At 43.5% G+C, this 17,712-nt stretch carries 18 protein-coding genes and 2 tRNA genes; 9 read left to right on the plus strand and 11 right to left on the minus strand.

Annotated elements, in window-relative coordinates; translation table 11 throughout:
- Nucleotides 1–4 precede the first annotated feature (4 nt).
- From ACXAGV_RS06360 to dusC, 5 genes are all read left to right on the plus strand, one after another.
- A tRNA-Glu gene (locus ACXAGV_RS06360) sits at nt 5–80 on the plus strand.
- A gap of 156 nt (nt 81–236) precedes the next feature.
- A tRNA-Glu gene (locus ACXAGV_RS06365) sits at nt 237–312 on the plus strand.
- A 285-nt stretch (nt 313–597) separates the two neighbouring features.
- The gene (locus ACXAGV_RS06370; protein ID WP_474872532.1) at nt 598–1,503 is read left to right on the plus strand and encodes a M14 family metallopeptidase; all 906 of its coding nucleotides are present in this window, start codon (nt 598–600) and stop codon (nt 1,501–1,503) included.
- 277 nt (nt 1,504–1,780) lie between these two features.
- On the plus strand, nt 1,781–1,969 hold the full coding sequence (locus tag ACXAGV_RS06375; RefSeq protein ID WP_474872533.1) for a DUF1289 domain-containing protein: 189 nt from the start codon (nt 1,781–1,783) through the stop codon (nt 1,967–1,969).
- A gap of 283 nt (nt 1,970–2,252) precedes the next feature.
- Nucleotides 2,253–3,191: a tRNA dihydrouridine(16) synthase DusC gene (gene dusC, locus ACXAGV_RS06380; protein ID WP_474872534.1), complete on the plus strand. Its 939-nt coding sequence runs from the start codon at nt 2,253–2,255 to the stop codon at nt 3,189–3,191.
- Nucleotides 3,192–3,220: 29 nt separating this feature from the next.
- On the opposite strand, the gene ACXAGV_RS06385 is transcribed toward dusC, so the two are convergent.
- The 3 genes from ACXAGV_RS06385 to ACXAGV_RS06395 all read right to left on the minus strand — a co-directional run bounded on the left by ACXAGV_RS06385 (nt 3,221) and on the right by ACXAGV_RS06395 (nt 5,442).
- On the minus strand, nt 3,221–4,195 hold the full coding sequence (locus tag ACXAGV_RS06385; RefSeq protein WP_474872535.1) for a transposase: 975 nt from the start codon (nt 4,193–4,195) through the stop codon (nt 3,221–3,223).
- Between the two features lie 362 nt (nt 4,196–4,557).
- Nucleotides 4,558–4,740: a hypothetical protein gene (locus tag ACXAGV_RS06390; protein WP_202940837.1), complete on the minus strand. Its 183-nt coding sequence runs from the start codon at nt 4,738–4,740 to the stop codon at nt 4,558–4,560.
- 45 nt (nt 4,741–4,785) lie between these two features.
- Nucleotides 4,786–5,442: an arylesterase gene (locus ACXAGV_RS06395; RefSeq protein ID WP_474872536.1), complete on the minus strand. Its 657-nt coding sequence runs from the start codon at nt 5,440–5,442 to the stop codon at nt 4,786–4,788.
- Nucleotides 5,443–5,458: 16 nt separating this feature from the next.
- On the opposite strand from ACXAGV_RS06395, the gene ACXAGV_RS06400 reads away from it, so the two are divergent.
- Both ACXAGV_RS06400 and ACXAGV_RS06405 read left to right on the plus strand, forming a co-directional pair.
- Nucleotides 5,459–6,157: an ABC transporter ATP-binding protein gene (locus ACXAGV_RS06400; protein WP_474872537.1), complete on the plus strand. Its 699-nt coding sequence runs from the start codon at nt 5,459–5,461 to the stop codon at nt 6,155–6,157.
- Nucleotides 6,158–8,680 carry an ABC transporter permease gene (locus tag ACXAGV_RS06405; protein WP_474872538.1) on the plus strand — a complete coding sequence of 841 codons (2,523 nt, stop codon included), beginning with the start codon at nt 6,158–6,160 and terminating at the stop codon, nt 8,678–8,680.
- A gap of 328 nt (nt 8,681–9,008) precedes the next feature.
- On the opposite strand, the gene ACXAGV_RS06410 is transcribed toward ACXAGV_RS06405, so the two are convergent.
- The gene (locus ACXAGV_RS06410; RefSeq protein WP_474872539.1) at nt 9,009–9,905 is read right to left on the minus strand and encodes a TIGR01777 family oxidoreductase; all 897 of its coding nucleotides are present in this window, start codon (nt 9,903–9,905) and stop codon (nt 9,009–9,011) included.
- 23 nt (nt 9,906–9,928) lie between these two features.
- The gene (gene folX, locus ACXAGV_RS06415; RefSeq protein ID WP_012517852.1) at nt 9,929–10,297 is read right to left on the minus strand and encodes a dihydroneopterin triphosphate 2'-epimerase; all 369 of its coding nucleotides are present in this window, start codon (nt 10,295–10,297) and stop codon (nt 9,929–9,931) included.
- Nucleotides 10,298–10,370: 73 nt separating this feature from the next.
- Between folX and ACXAGV_RS06420 the strand changes: the two genes are divergently transcribed.
- On the plus strand, nt 10,371–11,411 hold the full coding sequence (locus ACXAGV_RS06420; RefSeq protein ID WP_014948934.1) for an AI-2E family transporter: 1,041 nt from the start codon (nt 10,371–10,373) through the stop codon (nt 11,409–11,411).
- Between the two features lie 279 nt (nt 11,412–11,690).
- Here ACXAGV_RS06420 and ACXAGV_RS06425 read toward each other — a convergent pair whose 3' ends face one another.
- Genes ACXAGV_RS06425 through ACXAGV_RS06435 form a run of 3 tightly spaced genes read right to left on the minus strand, consistent with a single transcriptional unit; the run spans nt 11,691 to nt 13,964 of the window.
- Nucleotides 11,691–13,022 carry an ATP-binding protein gene (locus tag ACXAGV_RS06425; RefSeq protein ID WP_474872540.1) on the minus strand — a complete coding sequence of 444 codons (1,332 nt, stop codon included), beginning with the start codon at nt 13,020–13,022 and terminating at the stop codon, nt 11,691–11,693.
- Nucleotides 13,019–13,693 (minus strand): response regulator transcription factor, encoded by a 675-nt coding sequence (locus ACXAGV_RS06430; protein ID WP_474872541.1) that lies wholly within the window; start codon nt 13,691–13,693, stop codon nt 13,019–13,021. Before ACXAGV_RS06430 ends, ACXAGV_RS06425 begins: the two co-directional genes overlap by 4 nt.
- A 1-nt stretch (nt 13,694) precedes the next feature.
- A complete protein-coding gene (locus ACXAGV_RS06435; protein ID WP_474872542.1) occupies nt 13,695–13,964 on the minus strand; it encodes a PepSY domain-containing protein in 270 nt (89 codons plus the stop codon).
- 649 nt (nt 13,965–14,613) lie between these two features.
- Here ACXAGV_RS06435 and ACXAGV_RS06440 point away from each other — a divergent pair.
- On the plus strand, nt 14,614–15,078 hold the full coding sequence (locus ACXAGV_RS06440; RefSeq protein WP_474872543.1) for a pyridoxamine 5'-phosphate oxidase family protein: 465 nt from the start codon (nt 14,614–14,616) through the stop codon (nt 15,076–15,078).
- Nucleotides 15,079–15,411: 333 nt separating this feature from the next.
- On the opposite strand, the gene ACXAGV_RS06445 is transcribed toward ACXAGV_RS06440, so the two are convergent.
- From ACXAGV_RS06445 to trpB, 3 genes are read right to left on the minus strand one after another with little or no spacing between them, the layout of a single operon-like run.
- Complete coding sequence (locus tag ACXAGV_RS06445; protein WP_025254698.1) at nt 15,412–15,711, minus strand: YciI family protein; 300 nt, start codon at nt 15,709–15,711, stop codon at nt 15,412–15,414.
- A 4-nt stretch (nt 15,712–15,715) separates the two neighbouring features.
- The gene (gene trpA / locus ACXAGV_RS06450) at nt 15,716–16,525 is read right to left on the minus strand and encodes a tryptophan synthase subunit alpha (protein ID WP_474872544.1); all 810 of its coding nucleotides are present in this window, start codon (nt 16,523–16,525) and stop codon (nt 15,716–15,718) included.
- Nucleotides 16,525–17,706: a tryptophan synthase subunit beta gene (gene trpB / locus ACXAGV_RS06455; RefSeq protein ID WP_014976090.1), complete on the minus strand. Its 1,182-nt coding sequence runs from the start codon at nt 17,704–17,706 to the stop codon at nt 16,525–16,527. Before trpB ends, trpA begins: the two co-directional genes overlap by 1 nt.
- Nucleotides 17,707–17,712 lie beyond the last annotated feature (6 nt).

Below are 17,712 nucleotides of genomic sequence, written 5' to 3' on the forward strand. Positions count from 1 at the left end.
TTCAGTCCCCTTCGTCTAGAGGCCTAGGACACCGCCCTTTCACGGCGGTAACAGGGGTTCGAATCCCCTAGGGGACGCCATTTTATCGCGTCACAGTCGATTGAAACTGTGAAATAGGCTGGAGTTGATTAATCAACTTCTGACTGAAAGTTTCGGTAGGGTAAGGTCGCTCAGTTCGCTGACTCACTTTTCCTAACTGAAATCTCGAAAGCGGTGCTTTCGAAAGAAAATTTTCAGTCCCCTTCGTCTAGAGGCCTAGGACACCGCCCTTTCACGGCGGTAACAGGGGTTCGAATCCCCTAGGGGACGCCATATCGAAAAAACCAGCCATTCGGCTGGTTTTTTTGTTTCTGGCTTAAAACACTGTGGACAGACACTCTTCTATTCCTCTTAAAACCATCTACTTAGACATACACCGTTCATATTCATCGGAATTTGCAATTCTTATCAAAGACGCGTCAATGCCTTCCCGCTAGTACTTTTCAAAGGTTCAATGCGTAAAGAACTCATGTCACAACCGTTTAAGAAACTTTTGTGTGATAGATACGCGAGCTTGCTGAAACTGTTATGATCTAAAAAATACAAAAGAGGTGTTATATGCAGAATTATCCAATTGGAACTCCTGGTGAGCCGTGGGACGAAGAAGAAAAAGCCCAATGGAAAGCACAGCAGACTGTGAAAAGAAGTTATCAGGAAGAAGTACTTAATAAACTTTTCAATATTATCCCTGAAGGTTTTGAGTTAAAGCAGTATGGGGCACTTCCTTACGATACAGCGCGTTACCCACTATATGTTGTCATTCCTAAGAGTTTTGATGCTGAAAAGCCGTCTGCACTTGTTACAGGCGGTGTACACGGCTACGAAACCAGTGGTGTGCAAGGTGCGCTACAATTTATTGAAACAAAGCTGTCTGAATATGCTAACCACGTAAATATTGTTGTTGTGCCATGCGTAAGTCCCTGGGGCTACGAAACTATAAATCGATGGAATCCGCTGGCATTAGATCCAAATCGCTCGTTTTTCAGTGATTCTCCTGCACCAGAGTCCGCTCAGCTTATGCAATTAGTATCTGATTTAGCGTTATCTCTTACGCTTCATATTGATTTGCATGAAACGACAGACACGGACAATAGTGAGTTTAGGCCAGCACTGGCTGCACGGGATGGGGTGACCCATGATAACTGGAACATTCCAGATGGTTTCTATACGGTTGCTAACACTCCAAGTCCTCAAATAGAGTTTCAAAAAGCAGTTATCGAGGCTGTGAAAAAAGTAACGCATATCGCACCGGCCGATGAAAACGGAAAGATTATAGGTGCGGATGTGGTGAGCGAAGGTGTAATTTGCTATGACAAGAAGTCGTTGTATCTTTGTGGAGGTATGACAGATGCTAAGTACGTCACAACCACAGAAGTCTATCCCGATAGCGATAATGCGACACCCGAGAATTGCAATGATGCTCAGGTGGCCGCAATTTGCGCTGCACTCGATTATTTAAATTAGACGCTTGAACGTTTAGACGTCTAGATGTATATTTTAGCCTCTTTTTTAGGAGGCTCTTTGTGTTTACTTATTCTGCAGTTATTTACGACGGTAAAAAGCAAAATTTAGTGAGGTATGAATGTGGGACAGACACTGAGTTTTCCTCATATCTTGAATCGCGCTTTGGTTGTCATGTTTGTTTGTGGTCCAATAAAGAACTATCTGAGACTACAATGGCGACTATCGCAGCTTCGCGAGTACAGAGTAAAAAAGACGGTCTGGATAAAACAGAAGCTTTATGAACTTAATTTCCCCATGTGTAGCCTTGTGCAAATTAACCGAAGAAGACATTTGCATTGGGTGTAAACGTACGATTGAAGAAATCATTAACTGGCGGACATACACCGATAATCAAAAGAAGGCCGTATTCACTCGCCTTGAAAATTTAGAAAAGGAAGCCGCTACCCAGTCACAGCCTTGTAAATAGGCTAAGTACGGACTTCTATCATGAATTTTCTACGTATGGACAGACACACAAGCTTTTCTATTCGTATAAAATTAGAAGCCAGCATCACTCCCACATGAAGTAAAGTGTCTAGCGGACAGACACTTACTAAGTTTAAACAACTGCAATTCAACACCACCTTAAACTCACCTTAAATAGACAGTCACAGAAGTTGAAAAACTAAGCATCAAAGCCTGGCTGATATAAGTGCTTTTTGCTAAACTCCCGCGCCGATTTTATGTTCTATTAAACTGAGATTTTTGCAATGAAAGTAATGCTTGCCCCTATGGAGGGCGTTGTTGACCACTTAATGAGAGATATGCTTACTCGCGTGGGTGGTTTCGATCAGTGCGTTACTGAATTTGTAAGAGTTGTCGATCAAAAATTACCAAAGAAAACGTTTTATAGACTTTGTCCTGAGCTTCATAATGATGGCAAAACTCCGGCAGGTGTGCCTGTCCGAGTTCAATTATTAGGACAACATCCACAGTGGCTTGCAGAGAATGCACAAACAGCAATAGAGCTGGGCTCCCCTGGTGTTGACCTAAATTTTGGTTGCCCTGCCAAAACAGTTAATAAAAGTAAGGGCGGGGCGGTTTTGTTGAAAGAAACCCAAACCCTTTATGACATTGTGAAAGCTGTAAGGGATGCTGTTCCTGCAGAAATCCCAGTTTCTGCCAAAATCAGACTAGGTTTTGAAGACAAATCTTTAGCTATCGAGAATGCTATAGCTATCACTGAAGCGGGCGCTTCTGAGCTCGTTGTTCATGCGCGGACCAAAACGGAGGGGTATAAACCACCGGCGTATTGGGACTGGATAGCGAAGATAAAACAACATACCGATATTCCACTTGTCGCAAATGGTGAAATTTGGAACGCTGAAGACGCTCAGCGTTGTCAGAGCCAATCAGGGTGTACCAACCTGATGATTGGACGAGGTGCATTGGCAATGCCTAATTTGGCGCTGAGTATTAAAGAGGGTGTAGCACCTATGCCATGGTCTGAACTGGCCGCTTTGCTGATTCAGTACTCTGGCTACGAAATTTTTGGTGATAAAGGCAAATATTACCCCAACCGAATTAAGCAATGGTGCGGCTATCTGAAAAGACAATACCCTGAAGCTGAAGTTCTATTCAACGACATAAGGCGCCTAACAAAATCTCAGGACATTGTTGATGTGCTTGCACGCCAAGCAGACATTTAGCCAAGCATTTATGCAATAGTGTTAGAGGTTCACGAAAGATACTTTTGGGCATTCGTGACGTTTGGGCGACATGCTCTTTTGCAGCATCTGGCGAAATTCTCCATGTTTTCAGGGCAACCGACAGGCCCAGTAAAAAGTGTTTCAAAATTATTAGTTACTAGCTGCCAGTTCTCTTTTGTCATTCCAAGCTTACTTAACAAGCGGTTAGGAAGCTTTGGGACTTTGCAGGTATCGTTATTACTTTCCGCATTCATCGTATCAGTGATAAGCTGCAAATAATCGGTAAATGCGAAGGGCAACGGCACGGTGTTCTTGTGGTGACTATCGCTAAAAGGCATCAAAAACTTAGGCGTTTTATTCGAGCGTTTGGCATTCAAGCGATATTGGATACTAGTATGGTGAGAGTTGCTTAGCGTCGTCGCTATTTTTGCTCGAATGGGATTTAAATCGACGTAAGCCATTACACTGGCCAGTGCTTTCTCATCGAGTATAGCTTGTGACCTAAACCTTCTTTCCCAGAAATAGCCCCTACATTCATCTTCTTTGTTAGCTCTTCGAGCAATATATTCATTGAGCATACGCATAAACCAGCTGATGCTTTGAAGTCGCTCTCGATATATAACAGATAGTGATTTTAATTCTGCTAGCTCATCTAACGTTACGGAATCAAAATTTTCTAAATATCGCTGCACTACGGGCGGGCATTTATAAAACATCCTCCACCGAAGCAAGACCTCATCCATCGTCCAACCATCAGCTCTACCCTTCGCTATATGGAGTACAACATGAATATGGTTATGCATGACAGCGTAAGCGCATAAATCAATGGCAAATGCTTGCGATAGCTTGTGAAGCCTATCTTGAATCCACTTTCTTCTATGCTCATAGTTTATGCCAGTGCGGGCATCGCGACCACAAAGGTAAGATTGCCTTACGCAGCGAGAAATGCAGTGGTAATAAGGTGTAACATCAGTATTTATTTGCTTGTAACGAGGTAGAGGCATATCCGTATCCCATAGCTATTTATTAGCATTATGAGATTTACGGCGTCAATGTTAAGTGGTCTTTAGGACAGTTTTAGGGTCGGTTGCTTCAAATGAGAGCTCTTCAATTAAGTCTCATAATGAATATTAGTAGAAGTTGAATAACTAAGATTGAAAATCGTGGACAGACACTCGAGCCTCACAACGAATAAAAATCCATCGTTGCGTCAAATAGGCTAAAAGGAAAAAGGACAGACACTCTTATCTAGTAAGTGTCTGTCCTTTCTAATTCCATTATTTTGCACATACACGTCCACTTGCTAGGAAACTAGACAAAAATCTGAACGAGTGTCTGTCCCTAACAACTTTCTTTCAATAGAAAATTACACAAACACATCAACTCTAGAACCCACACGCCCATCGTTAGTGCTTGAGGTCTGCTGTGTGCTCTGAGGCTGAGTCTCGCGACTTTCTTGCACATTACGGGGCTCAACCTGTTGAGTAGGTCGCTGTGGCGATTCTAAGACAGTGGAAACAGGAGACGAATTAACAGAAGAAACGTCCATAAACAAACCTCGCATTTAAAAAATCACTTAATAAGATTAGCACAATTATTGAGCGCTAAGAATTAAACTTCTTAAGTGTCTGTCCATAAAATTAGCGATCAAAGGCTGTGCCTCAGCATTTGGATGAATACCATCGTTTTGCATTAAGTCCTTATTTAGCGCTATGTCTTCAAGAAAAAAGGGAATCTTTTGAACATCCTGAGCTTCCGCTACTTTATTGAAGTTTTGAGTAAACATTTGCGTGTAGCGTTTGCCGTAATTAGAAGGAATTTGCATTTCTTGTAGAAATACTACGGCATTACTATCCTTTGCAACACTTACCAGCAAATCTAAATTATCTCTAATTTTACCGATATTGTGGCCCTGAAGGCCGTCATTACCGCCCAGTTCAATCAATACATGGGTAGGGTTGTGTTGCTCTAATAAGCGGGGAAATCGCGCTAAACCACCGTCAGTGGTCTCTCCGCTTACCGCAGCATTTACAATATCAATCGGAATGTTGTCGTCTTGCCACATCTTTTGTAACAAACTGACCCATCCCTCATGTTGCTGTAATCCATAAGCCGCGGATAAACTGTCACCTAAGATAAGTAAAACCGCATTTTCGCTTGTGTCGCTCTGCTCGGCTTGATCTGATAGCGATTGAAAGGGTATTAAAAGAATAAGTAAAAAAGCAAACAAATAACGAAATTTAACAAACACGAATTGATGACCTCTTATGATAAAAGCTAATGCTGTAACCAAAGTAGTGGATACGAGTGAAGGTTCACTGCAGATCCTTCGTCCTATTTCTTTTGAAGTCAAGTCTGGTGAGTCCGTTGCCATTATTGGCGCGTCGGGCTCGGGTAAGTCAACCCTTTTGGGCTTGTTAGCTGGGCTTGACCAAGTTACAGAAGGGGAAATTTTCTTAGATGGTGAAGCACTTCACAGCATGAATGAAGAAGAGCGCGCAATTTTAAGAGGAAATAAAGTAGGCTTCATTTTCCAAAGCTTTATGTTAGTTCAAAGCTTAACAGCCTTGGAAAACGTGATGCTACCGGCAGAAATTGCAGGGCTTGATAACCCAAAGGCACTAGCTTTGGATATTCTAGAGCAAGTCGGATTGAAACTTCGCGCACATCACTTCCCTAATCAGTTGTCGGGGGGGGAGCAACAGCGCGTTGCCATAGCGCGAGCATTTATTACCTCTCCCAAAATACTTTTCGCCGATGAGCCTACCGGCAACCTAGACGCCAAAAATAGTGAAAAAATCGAAGCGCTGTTGTTCGAGATGAATAGAGAAAAAGGTACAACTCTCGTACTCGTAACTCATGATAACGAGCTTGCGGAACATTGTGACAGGCAACTCACTATGAATGCTGGCGAATTAGTTGAAACAACTGGCGCGAACACAATGAATAAGAAAGAGGCGGTTTAGATGTCTACGTCTTTTAATTTAGCTTGGCGGCTTTTCAAGCATGAGGCTAGACGTGGTGAATTGACCATCATATTGCTGGCCATTGTGCTATCTGTGGCTGCCGTATTGTCGCTGTCACTTTTCAGTGAGCGTTTACAGGGCGCACTAAAGTCTCGCTCTGCAGCATTCATTGCAGCAGATGCGCAACTTCGTTCAGATGACCTTATAAATGAAGATTGGATAGCTAGAGCCCAAGAAGAGGGCCTTTCGACGGCAAAGCAGGTGGCAACACGTTCAATGGTATTTAAAGGCGACGAGATGTCGCTTGTTGATTTACGAGCCGTGAATGACGCTTATCCACTGAAAGGGACAGTCAATATTACCGACCAGCCTTTTGGAGAAAAACGCAATACTGCAGAGTTACCTCAGTCTGGGGAAGCATGGGTACAGTCTCGGCTTTTTCAGAGCTTGGGGCTTTCTATTGGCGATAGTATCGAAATTGGTGATGGAACTTTTACCGTCACCCATGTGTTGGTAGATATTCCCGATGCTGGCTTTAGTGTGTTTAATACTGACCCTATTGCGCTAATTAACTTAAACGACTTGGAAAAAACTGCGATAACCGGGCCAGGGAGTCGCGCTCGTTATGTGGGCTTTTTTGCCGGTGATGCTAGTGACATAGAAAACTTCAATACCTGGTTATTGCCCCAATTAAATGACGACTTACACTCGTGGCGTACAGTCGAAGATGACGAGTCAGCGATAGGGCGTTCTGTCGCAAGTGCTGAGCGCTATTTTCTGTTAGCGAGTTTGTTAGCAATAGTATTAGCGGCCGTTTCCATTGCCGTTGCTGCTCAGCGTTATGCTCAACGTCACTTTGATCCCGTAGCAATAATGAAGACCTTGGGGGCAACAAGCAGTACCATTCGAAAAGTCTATTTGTTCCAAATTTTATTTATCACTGGGCTTGGTATTTTTATTGGGCTCGTTATAGGTTTTATCGGTCAGCAAGTGGTGGTTTCACTTGTAGCGGACAGAGTGGATGTATCTCTTGACGTGTGGCATTGGCGGCCACTTTTAATCGCCGTTGCTACAGGTGCAACGTGTGCATTGCTTTTTTCCTTATATCCGCTTTTACAGCTATTTTCAGTTCCTCCGCTTCGCGTATTAAGAAAGGACATTTCAGCGAATTTACGTTCCAGAAGCATTCAGTTCGTGGCTTCCGGTGGTGCGATATTTTTATTGATGTGGATGTACAGCCGCGATTTAAAAATTAGCGCTATTCTTTTTGTGTCTGGCGCTGCCCTGGTGCTCGGACTGCTTGGCGCTACGTACATCTTAATTGCTGTGGGACGCAAGTTGGGCAGTGGAAGAATGGGGGCGTGGCAGTTGGCATGGGCACGTATTAAGCGACGTGCAATGGACAACAGTGTGCAGCTTATTAGCTTCTCAGTCACGATAATGCTGCTTCTAGTAGTGCTTGTAATGCGAAATGACATGGTTTCGCAATGGCGTTCGCAACTACCCGAAGGTACACCAAACTACTTCTTAATAAATATCACACCGGACATACAGCCAGAGTTGGACAGACACTTCGCTGACAATGGCATAAGTATCGAAGAGTTTTATCCTGTTATCCGAGGGCGATTCGTTTCGGTAAATGGGGAAGGAGTAAACACTGAAGTCTCTAAAGAAGACGAGCCAAATCGTGAAGGTCGAAGAGGCCTAGGCAGAGAAGCGAACCTAACTTGGAGTAACGCGTTACAAAAAGAAAACGAGATTATTGAAGGGAATTGGCATGGAAATGTGGAAACACAATACAGCGAAGGATGGTTCCCCGTTTCTGTTGAAGAAGGTGTTGCTGAAAGATTAAATATTGAAATGGGCGATAGGCTTACTTTTAATGTGGGAAGCGAAATTGTTGAAACGAAAGTAACGAGTATTCGTACCGTTAACTGGCAGACAATGCAGCCTAATTTCTTTTTTGTTATTCATCCAGATGCGATGGCTGCGTTCAGCCCAACGTATATTACTAGTTTTTATCTGCCTACCGATAGGAAGGCAGAGCTAACGAACCTTTTAAAGCCGTTTGCTTCAATCACAATGTTTGATGTAGATGCTCGAATAAACCAGCTTCGAGAGATTGTGGACCAGGTTTCTGTCGCGGTTGAGTTTATTTTGGTACTGGTTTTAATGGCGGGAAGTCTAGTATTGATTGCTCAGGTACAGGCGAGTATGGATGAACGCAGACAGGAAATAGCAATACTTCGGACGCTCGGTGCAAAGGGGGCGTTGATAAGAAAAAGTGTGATTTTTGAGTTTGTTATCATTGGTGTAGTAGCAGGCTTTATGGCAGCAATGGCCAATGAGTTGAGCCTTTATTTACTTCAAACCTCTGTATTCCAAATGGAAGCAAGCTTACACCCAGAATACTGGGCAATAGCGCCAAGCGTTGGCGCTGTCGTTGTAGGCATATTAGGTGCGTTTGGATGCTGGCGTTTGCTTACACTTAATACCAGTCAGATGCTGAGGAATATGGTATAGGTATTGTTGCGTTAGTTTAAAATGCGCTTTAATACAAAACGGACAGACACTCGATTAAATGCCGTTTAGATTAAGGGCAGTGGACAGTCACTCAATTCAAATGAGTGTCTGTCCACTGTGCATTTCACAGCAAAGTTCACTAATTACAAAAGAATGGTTTTCGCGAAGAGTTTGAGAAGTGCTCAGCTTTGATAGTAAATAGAAGTTTTTGAGGCTTGTGACTAAGCAGCATGCCTCGCGATAATGTTGTGCAATAAATGTGGACACACACTTGCTTGGCAATTTAAGTGACTGTCCACAAGGCACATAACGAATTTCAGTAATTCAACTATGCGCGATATATTTCTCTTAGCGCCTTGTCGATAGAGGGGAATTCAAAACTGAAACCGGCGGTAGTAAGCTTTTGAGGAATGACTCTTTGCCCCTCAAGTATCATCGTCGACGATTCGCCCATGGCGACTTTCATAACAAAGCCCGGGACATTGAACAGGCAAGGTCGGTTAAGTGATTTTGCGAGCGCTTTAGAGAATTCCTTGTTCGTGACAGGCTCCGGTGCCGTTAAATTAAATGCACCAGAACATGCGCTATTTTCGAGCAAGAATGAAATAGCTCGCACCATATCTTGTAAGTGGATCCAGGCCAAATACTGACTACCACTCCCAAGTGTACCTCCAGCCCCCAATTTAAACGGTAGTGCCATTTTCCCTAACGCTCCGCCTTTTTCGGTGAGAACTACACCAGTTCGAAGCGTTACTACACGCGTCTTAGCTTGGGCTACACTTTGGGCGATGGCCTCCCATTTAGCACACAGTTCATAGGTGAACTCGTTATGAGGAGGAGTTTCTTCAGTTACAAGCTTGTCTCCTTGATTGCCGTAGTACCCAATCGCAGAGCCCGACAGGAAAACGGACGGAGGCGCATCACAACTATTTATTTTTGAGACTAGCTCAGAAGTGATGTCCCAGCGACTATCGCAAATTTTTTTCTTTTGAGTGTCTGTCCAGCGCTTATCGGCGATAGGCTCACCAGCTAAATTAATTACTGCGTCGAAATTCTCAAAATTTTCTATCGAAGAAACGTTCTCGACGATTTTGACGTTATCCCCCAATTTGCTCTTTGCCTTTGCAAAGCCGCGAGAAATCACCGTGAATTCATGTTCTCGAGAATATTGACGAATAAATTCGCTTCCTATCAGCCCTGTTCCACCGGTCAAAAGAATGTTCACAATTAGCTCCTCGAGGTATGACCTTATCCCGTCTTATTGCAAGATAGTGTCAGGGACACGGAATCAGAAAATCTAAGGGCGTGTGGCTTATCGACCTCAACCTCAGCGTAGCGCACCGAAGAATGTTCCGCTGCAATGCTTAACACATCGGCGGTAAGTTTTTCCAGAAGAGAAAAGCGGTTGTCTTCTACAAGCTTGATGATTGCCTTTGTAATCGTTTTGTAATTAAGCGCATCACTCATATCGTCGGTGTTTGTGGCTTTTTCAGCGTCGTAATCAATTTTCACGTTAACAACAACATCCTGCTTGTTTTTTATTTCATCTTCATTAATGCCAATGTATGTGCGTAGTCTTAGGTTTTTAATTTTAATAGTGGCAAGATTAAAGTTCATTGAAGTCTCTTGTTTGTAGTTGTTTATAAGTCGTTGTAAAGTGTTGTCGTTTCAGTCAGGAATGTAGCACACAATGTCAATGGAACTACGCTCGCCAACAGCAAAGATTCTTATCGTTTTAGCGTGTTTAGTGGTAGTGATGGCCGGAATTAAAGCCGCCAGCACAATCATGGTACCGTTTTTTCTCTCTATTTTTATAGCAATCGCGTGTAGTCCAATTATACGCTGGACCTCTAAATTCGGCGTGCCTAAATGGCTCTCTATAACTTTTGTTATACTGCTTATCGTTGTTTTTGGTTTTCTTTTGGCTGGCTTAGTTGGCCAGTCTATGACCGAGTTTCGAGAAAATCTGCCAGAATACAGAAGTAAGCTTGATACCGAGTTTGCCTGGGTTGTGTCCAAATTGGCTGAATTTAATATTCACATCAATAGAGAGTTAATTGCTTCGCACCTTGACCCCGCAACGGCTATGTCTGTAGCAACAAATTTCATCAGCGGGATGGGCGGCGTACTTTCAAATCTCTTCCTTATTCTTCTTACTGTCATTTTCATGCTTTTTGAAGCTGACAGTATCCCACGCCGGTTGCATATTGCCCTTGCAGATCCTGGAATGAAACTAAAGCATATCGACAGATTTATTCGTTCTGTGAACAGTTACTTAGCGATAAAAACTGTGGTCAGTTTAGGGACAGGTTTAATTATTGGCATTTGGTTGTATGTGATGGGAGTAGATCATTTCATGCTTTGGGCTGTGTTGGCGTTCATGCTCAACTTTATTCCTAACATTGGATCTATCATTGCAGCTGTGCCAGCTGTACTCATCGCATTTGTTCAGCTTGGTCCAGCCTCAGCAGGTTTCGCAGCACTTGGCTTTGTGCTTGTTAACACCATCATGGGAAATATGGTGGAACCGAGATTGATGGGTAAAGGCATGGGGCTCTCTACACTTGTGGTATTCCTTTCGCTAATATTTTGGGGGTGGCTGCTAGGCACCGTTGGAATGTTGCTATCAGTTCCGTTAACCATGGTGGTAAAAATAGCTCTAGAGTCTCGCGAGGAGAGCAAGTGGCTTGCGGTGCTGTTATCGAGTGAAGGTGAGAAGTCTGCGTCGTAACTTTGTGTAAGTAGAAAGTGGACAGACATTTGTTTGAAAGTCGATAGTGGACAGACACTCAATCGATTTAAAAAAATCTCTTATTGGTCTCTAGCTAATCAGTCAATTGAGAATGTGTCTGTCTGCCCCAAACTTTTGCGCAAGAATAAGTGTGTGTCCACTTTCCATACTCACCAAATTTTTGTAGGAACTCGAGTGTCTGTACACTTTCATACTTGAGCAACTGAAAGTTCAAGGATTTAACGGTCATGCACAAACTTCGTTGTACTTTTTAAAACACTATTCGTGATTGGGAAATTGAATAACGATACGAGCACCGCCAAGCGAACTGTCCTCGATGAGCATTCTACCTTCGTAGATTGAAACTAAATCGGCCGCCAACGCCATGCCTATTCCGTGACCCTCTGTATAGGTATCAAGTCGAGTTCCTCGCTCTAACAAAAGCACCTTTTTGTCGTCAGGAATACCAGGGCCGTCGTCTTCTACTTTAATTGTTAGCCAACCAGCACGCTTCGACGCTGATACGATAATTCTATTGGTTGCTGCTTTGCATGCATTGTCTAAAAGGTTGCCACAAAGCTCCATGAAGTCGGTCTCGTCCCCTTTAAACTGAGTGTCCTCATCCATTTCTAGCTCAATGGTAAGGGCTTTATCTCGGTAAACCTTGTCCATCGCATCGGCAAGCTTGTGCAAAATGGGTAATATATAGATAGCTTGTTGCCAGCCAGATTTTCCAGCACTCGCTCTTTTCAGCTGGCGTTTAATGATTCGGTCAATTTGCTGTAATGCTTCGTTTACCTCAGTAGGTAAATCGCTAGTGCCCGATGCTACTGCCAAAGGCGTTTTCAAACTATGTGCTAAGTCTCCTAAACTGTTTTTATATCTCGCCCTTTGGGCGGCCTCAGTTTGAAGCAAACCATTAATGGATTGTTTTAAGGAATCGAATTCAACTGGATAGCGTGATTCTAACTGGCGTTTATGTCCACTTGAGGCTTGTGAAATTTCGTCAATTAACTTCCTAACAGGAAGAAGTACTAGGCTAATCCCGATAATGATAAAAATTAGGAGTGCTATACAGAGCGTGAAAATCCACTGCCACGTCGTGTCTAAGAACGTATTCCGCTCTGCTTCAAAAAGTGCTTTATTGTTAAATATATAAAACCGAACAGGCTCGAAGTCTCTACTTGAAGCAAATTCTGCAGTGAAGGCATATACAAAAAACTGGGAATCTTCTTCAAACTTAGGTGTATGAGAATCCAAAAATAACTCGTTACCCACTGCAACGTCTAGCTCAGGTGGTGCAAAGGTATATTCAAGAGCTGAGGCTGACTGCCAAATTACTTCGTCTCGAAACACAATGACGCCAAGATAACCTGACCCCGGAAGGTTTAACTGCTCTTCGTATAAAATTTCAGGCATATAGGGCAGATCGCCATCTAACTCGAAAGCCGATAGCAGACCTAAGTTCATTAACCTAAGTTCACTCATCTTGGCTTGCGTGAGGCTATCAGTATACGCTTCGTCTAAAATGACAACAGTAAAAGGCGCAAATAACGCTAGAAGCACAATCGCTAAAAAGATACTCCGAAGACGAAGCGACAACTGCCTCATAAACTTCTATTTATCCTATAGCCTCTACCTCGAAGGGTTTCGATTGGCTTTAATTCACCTGTAGGATCTAGCTTTTTCCGGAGTCTACCTACGAAAACTTCTATGACATTACTATCTAAATCGAAATCTTGGTCATAAATGTGCTCAGTTAGCTCTGTTTTTGAGATAACCTTTTGCGGGTTAAGCATAAGGTACTCCATGACTTTGTATTCGTAAGCTGTTAAATCAAGAGCTTGACCGTTTAACGATAGTTCTTCACTAACGGTATCCAGCGAGATAGGGCCGAACTGAATGGTCGGGTTCGCTTGCCCTGAAGCTCGACGAATTAGTGCTTTTGTTCGAGCAAGTAACTCTTCGTTATGAAAAGGTTTGGTGAGGTAGTCATCGGCTCCGGCATCAAGGCCTTCCACTTTCTCTTGCCACCTATCTCTAGCAGTTAAAATGAGTATAGGGCAGGAAATATCAGCTTGACGGGCTTTTCGTATAACCTCAAATCCGTCTAGCTTTGGCATGCCGATGTCGACGATAGCTAAGTCATAGTTATATTCTTTAATGAGAAAAAGCGCGTGCTCACCATTATCGGCTAGGTCTACGCTATAGCCATTTTGCTGAAGAAGCGCATCAAGCTGGGTTAATAATCTGCTATCGTCTTCGGCTACAAGGATACGCATATTAGTCCTTATCTTTATTTGTTTTTACCTTGCCTGAGCGTTTGTCTACATCTACTGATACTACTCGCCCTGACTTTTTAAGTACTTTTACCCGATAGTTTTTTGAGGTCTGTTCAACTTTTAAGACGCGCCCATTTACAGCAACGCGAGCGCGCTCAGCAGCTTCGCTTTTTGATATATCGCCGCCAGAGCCTTGAAACGCCAAAGCTGGCGTAGTGTTAGACAAAGCTAACACTAAACAAACTACTGCAACACGAAGCGATAATTTCATACAACCTCACAATTATTATCCCACTCAGGCCAAACTACAGATAAGTATAACTTGGTTAACTGAACCCATTCTGAACTAGGTTTAGTCTACATTGCGGAGCAAAAGCTGTATATAAGCCTTAAGTAAATGGCATTTACGAAAGAGCAAATATTGTGGACAGACACTTGATTGCTAAGAGGCCGGAAGTCAAAATGAGAGTGTCTGTCCACAAGTCTAAGTCTCCACAACTCTATTTCTAAGCTTTAAAGTGACGCATTTATTTAAGTGCTCTGGTTAGTAAGTCATATTGAGTAATCTTTACTCTTATTTTGAAAAAGTGTCTGTCCACTTTGTTGATTTGTTATTAAGGGAGATCAATGTTTATTGTGCAAGCGAGTGACTGCCTACGGTTTCCGTTACATAGTTCATATAGGCCATGGGAATATATGAGTGTCTGTCCAAACCTGTACCTGCCTCGCGTTGGGTGAAAAAGCTGGTGTTTCTCAATAACTCTTTTGGCAGCTGAACGGGGGTATATTGACTTTTTTGGCATGCCACGTGCGAGGAATAAGCTTCAGATGAATCAATAAAAAGAAAATAAGGTGTTCAGTTCAACTGCTCAATTCAAGAGTAACGTCGGACAGACACTTATTTTCAACAAGGAGGAGCTATGTCTAGCGATATTAAGAAAACAATGTGGAAAGCACTGTCAGATAGTCCAAAAGTAATGGTAAGTCTGGTCGGTGAGGATATGCATGCTGAGCCAATGTATGCTCAACTTGATAAAGACGCTAATGGCGAGTTTTGGTTTTACACTAGTCGAGACAACCGCATTGCTAAAGGTGGAAAAGCCATGGTTCATTTTGCATCCAAAGGTCATGATGTATTTGCTTGTATACGAGGCAACCTCACTGTTGAATCACGTAAAGAGGTGATTGATAAATACTGGACTAATCCAGTAGAAGCGTGGTTCGAGAAAGGCAAAGATGATCCTTCTTTGTTAATGCTTCGCTTTGAACTAATAGATGCAGAAGTGTGGGATGCAGACCCTTCACTCAAAGGCATGTTTAAAATGCTTACTGGTAAAACGGTAAAGCCAGAAGAGATGGGTGAACACGAAAAGGTCGATCTTTAAACGCAGCATTATGGGCCAATTGTATGACTAAGCTTTGAGGGGAGGGACACTTACTCAGAGGAGCGAGTGTCTGTCCACAAGGAATTCTTTATTGCGATTATTGGCTGATAATTAAGTGACTGTCCATTATCAACTAAATGAAGCGTGGTGAACAATTACGAGTGTGTGTCCTCATTAGTCTAGCAAATGAGTGACTGTCCACATTAGTTTAATAAATAAGTGTTAGCTTCATTACTGTTAAAGCAACAAAAAAGCCCCTTAAAACCGGAGCTATTCGGTCTTAAGGGGCTTTTGTTATTTATAGCTGTTTACTATGTAGCGTTTAGCTAAAAATTAAGGCAAAACCTTTTTGTAGGGTTTAACTACAACACTTTCGTAAACACCTGCTTCGATGTACGGGTCGGCTTCTGCCCATGCTTGAGCAGCTTCTAGTGAATCAAACTCTGCTACTACTAGCGAACCAGTAAATCCGGCTGGGCCAGGATCTGGGCTATCTACAGCAGGGAAGGGGCCTGCCATAACTAAACGGCCCGCATCTTTTAATGCATTCAAACGTTCAAGGTGAGCAGGTCGCGCCGCTAGGCGTTTTTCTAAACTGTCCGCAACATCGGTTGCACAAATCATATATAGCATACGTTTATCCTTTTGCCGTGGCTGCTTTCATGCTTTCAACAAAGCTGCCGAGCTCGCTTAGCATTTTGTGACTGTCCGATAAATTAGCTGCGATAATATTCACCGTCGCCGAGCCTGAAATTGCGCCAGCGGCACCTGCGTCAATAGCAGATTTAACCTGTTCAGGTGTGGAAATGCCAAAACCTAACAATGCTGGTGCTGCTTTGTGTTTATTCAAGCGCTCAATAAGCTCTGAAGCAGGCACGTTTGCCGCAGTTTCTGCGCCAGTAACGCCCGCACGACCTAGCAGGTAGGTGTAGCCTTTTGAGTATTCCCCTATTTTTTCCATGGTTTCGTCAGTAGCATTGGGCGGTGCAATCAAAATCTGAGAAATGCCTGTTGCTTCTGCAGCTTTTTGGAAAGGTGCTGCTTCGCGAATAGGAACGTCAGCGACCAAAATTGAGTCAACGCCTGCCTCTTGCGCTTTATTGTAAAAATTTTCGATGCCTTGGGCCATTACTAAGTTGCTGTACAGAAGCAAGCCGATAGGCACGTCTGGATATTTTGCGCGAACACGTGAAATAACACCCAAGCAATCTGCTACCGTCACCTTGTTACTTAATGCGCGAATGGCAGAAGCTTGAATAGTCGGGCCATCAGCGATGGGGTCAGAGTAAGGTATACCTAACTCAAGTGCGTCAGCACCGCTTTCTACTAGCTGGCAAATAATGGCTTCAGATTGCGCTAAATCGGGGTCACCAACCATTACGAAAGGTACGAAAGCGCCTTGGTTCTTTTTATCAAGCTCGGCAAACATTTGTGCATATCTATCCATTATAAATCGTCCCCTAAAATGTTGATAACGTGCGCTAAATCTTTGTCGCCACGACCAGATAAGTTAACTACGATGATGGTTTCTTCTTCCGCTTCATCTGCCATATTAAGCGCGTGTGCAAGGGCATGTGACGACTCAAGGGCAGGAATAATGCCTTCTTTCCTGGCAAGCAATTGGAATGCATTCAGCGCTTCTTCGTCGGTAGCGGCAACGTATTCCGCTCGGCCAATGTCGTGAAGATAAGCATGCTGAGGGCCAACAGCAGGGTAGTCGAGACCAGCAGATACTGAGTAGCTTTCTTCAATCTGGCCTTCTTTGTCTTGCATAATGAAGGTGTAAGCGCCGTGAAGAATACCTTTTGTACCCGTCACGATAGTTGCGCCGTGCTCTTTGGTGTGCACACCTTTACCCGCAGGCTCAACGCCCACTAGGCGTACAGATGGCTCATCAATAAAGTCTGCAAACATACCGATAGCATTTGAGCCTCCGCCCACACATGCTACTACGGCGTCAGGTAAGCGACCTTCTTTTTCCATAATTTGTGCACGAGTTTCTTCACCAATCATACGGTGATATTCACGAACAATAGTCGGGAACGGGTGTGGGCCCGCGGCTGTGCCTAACAGATAGTGCGCTTTATCATAGTTCGCTGACCAGTCGCGCATTGCTTCGTTTACGGCATCTTTAAGCGTACCAGAACCGGCATTCACAGGAATAACCTCTGCGCCCATTAGCTTCATACGAAACACGTTTGGCGCTTGACGCTCAACGTCTTTCGCACCCATATAAATACGTGCTTTTAGCCCCAACAATGCACATGCTAACGCGGTTGCAACACCGTGTTGGCCTGCGCCAGTTTCGGCGATAACTTCTTTTTTACCCATGCGCTTAGTCAGCAGCGCTTGGCCCAACACCTGGTTAGTTTTGTGTGCACCACCGTGTAGTAAGTCTTCACGCTTAAGGTATAACTTTACCTTTGGGTTACTTACCAGATTGCGAGTTAACGTCATTGACGTTGGGCGACCGGCGTAGTCTTTTAACAGAGATAAAAACTCTTCGTTAAATGTCGGGTCGTCCTTGGCATCCAAAAATGCCTTTTCCAGTTGGTCTAGCGCTGGAATAAGTAATTCGGGCACGTACATGCCACCAAATTCACCAAATTTTGTATCTAACTGGTTCATTACGTT

It is taken from the genome of Alteromonas sp. ABH4_453 (assembly GCF_056160665.1).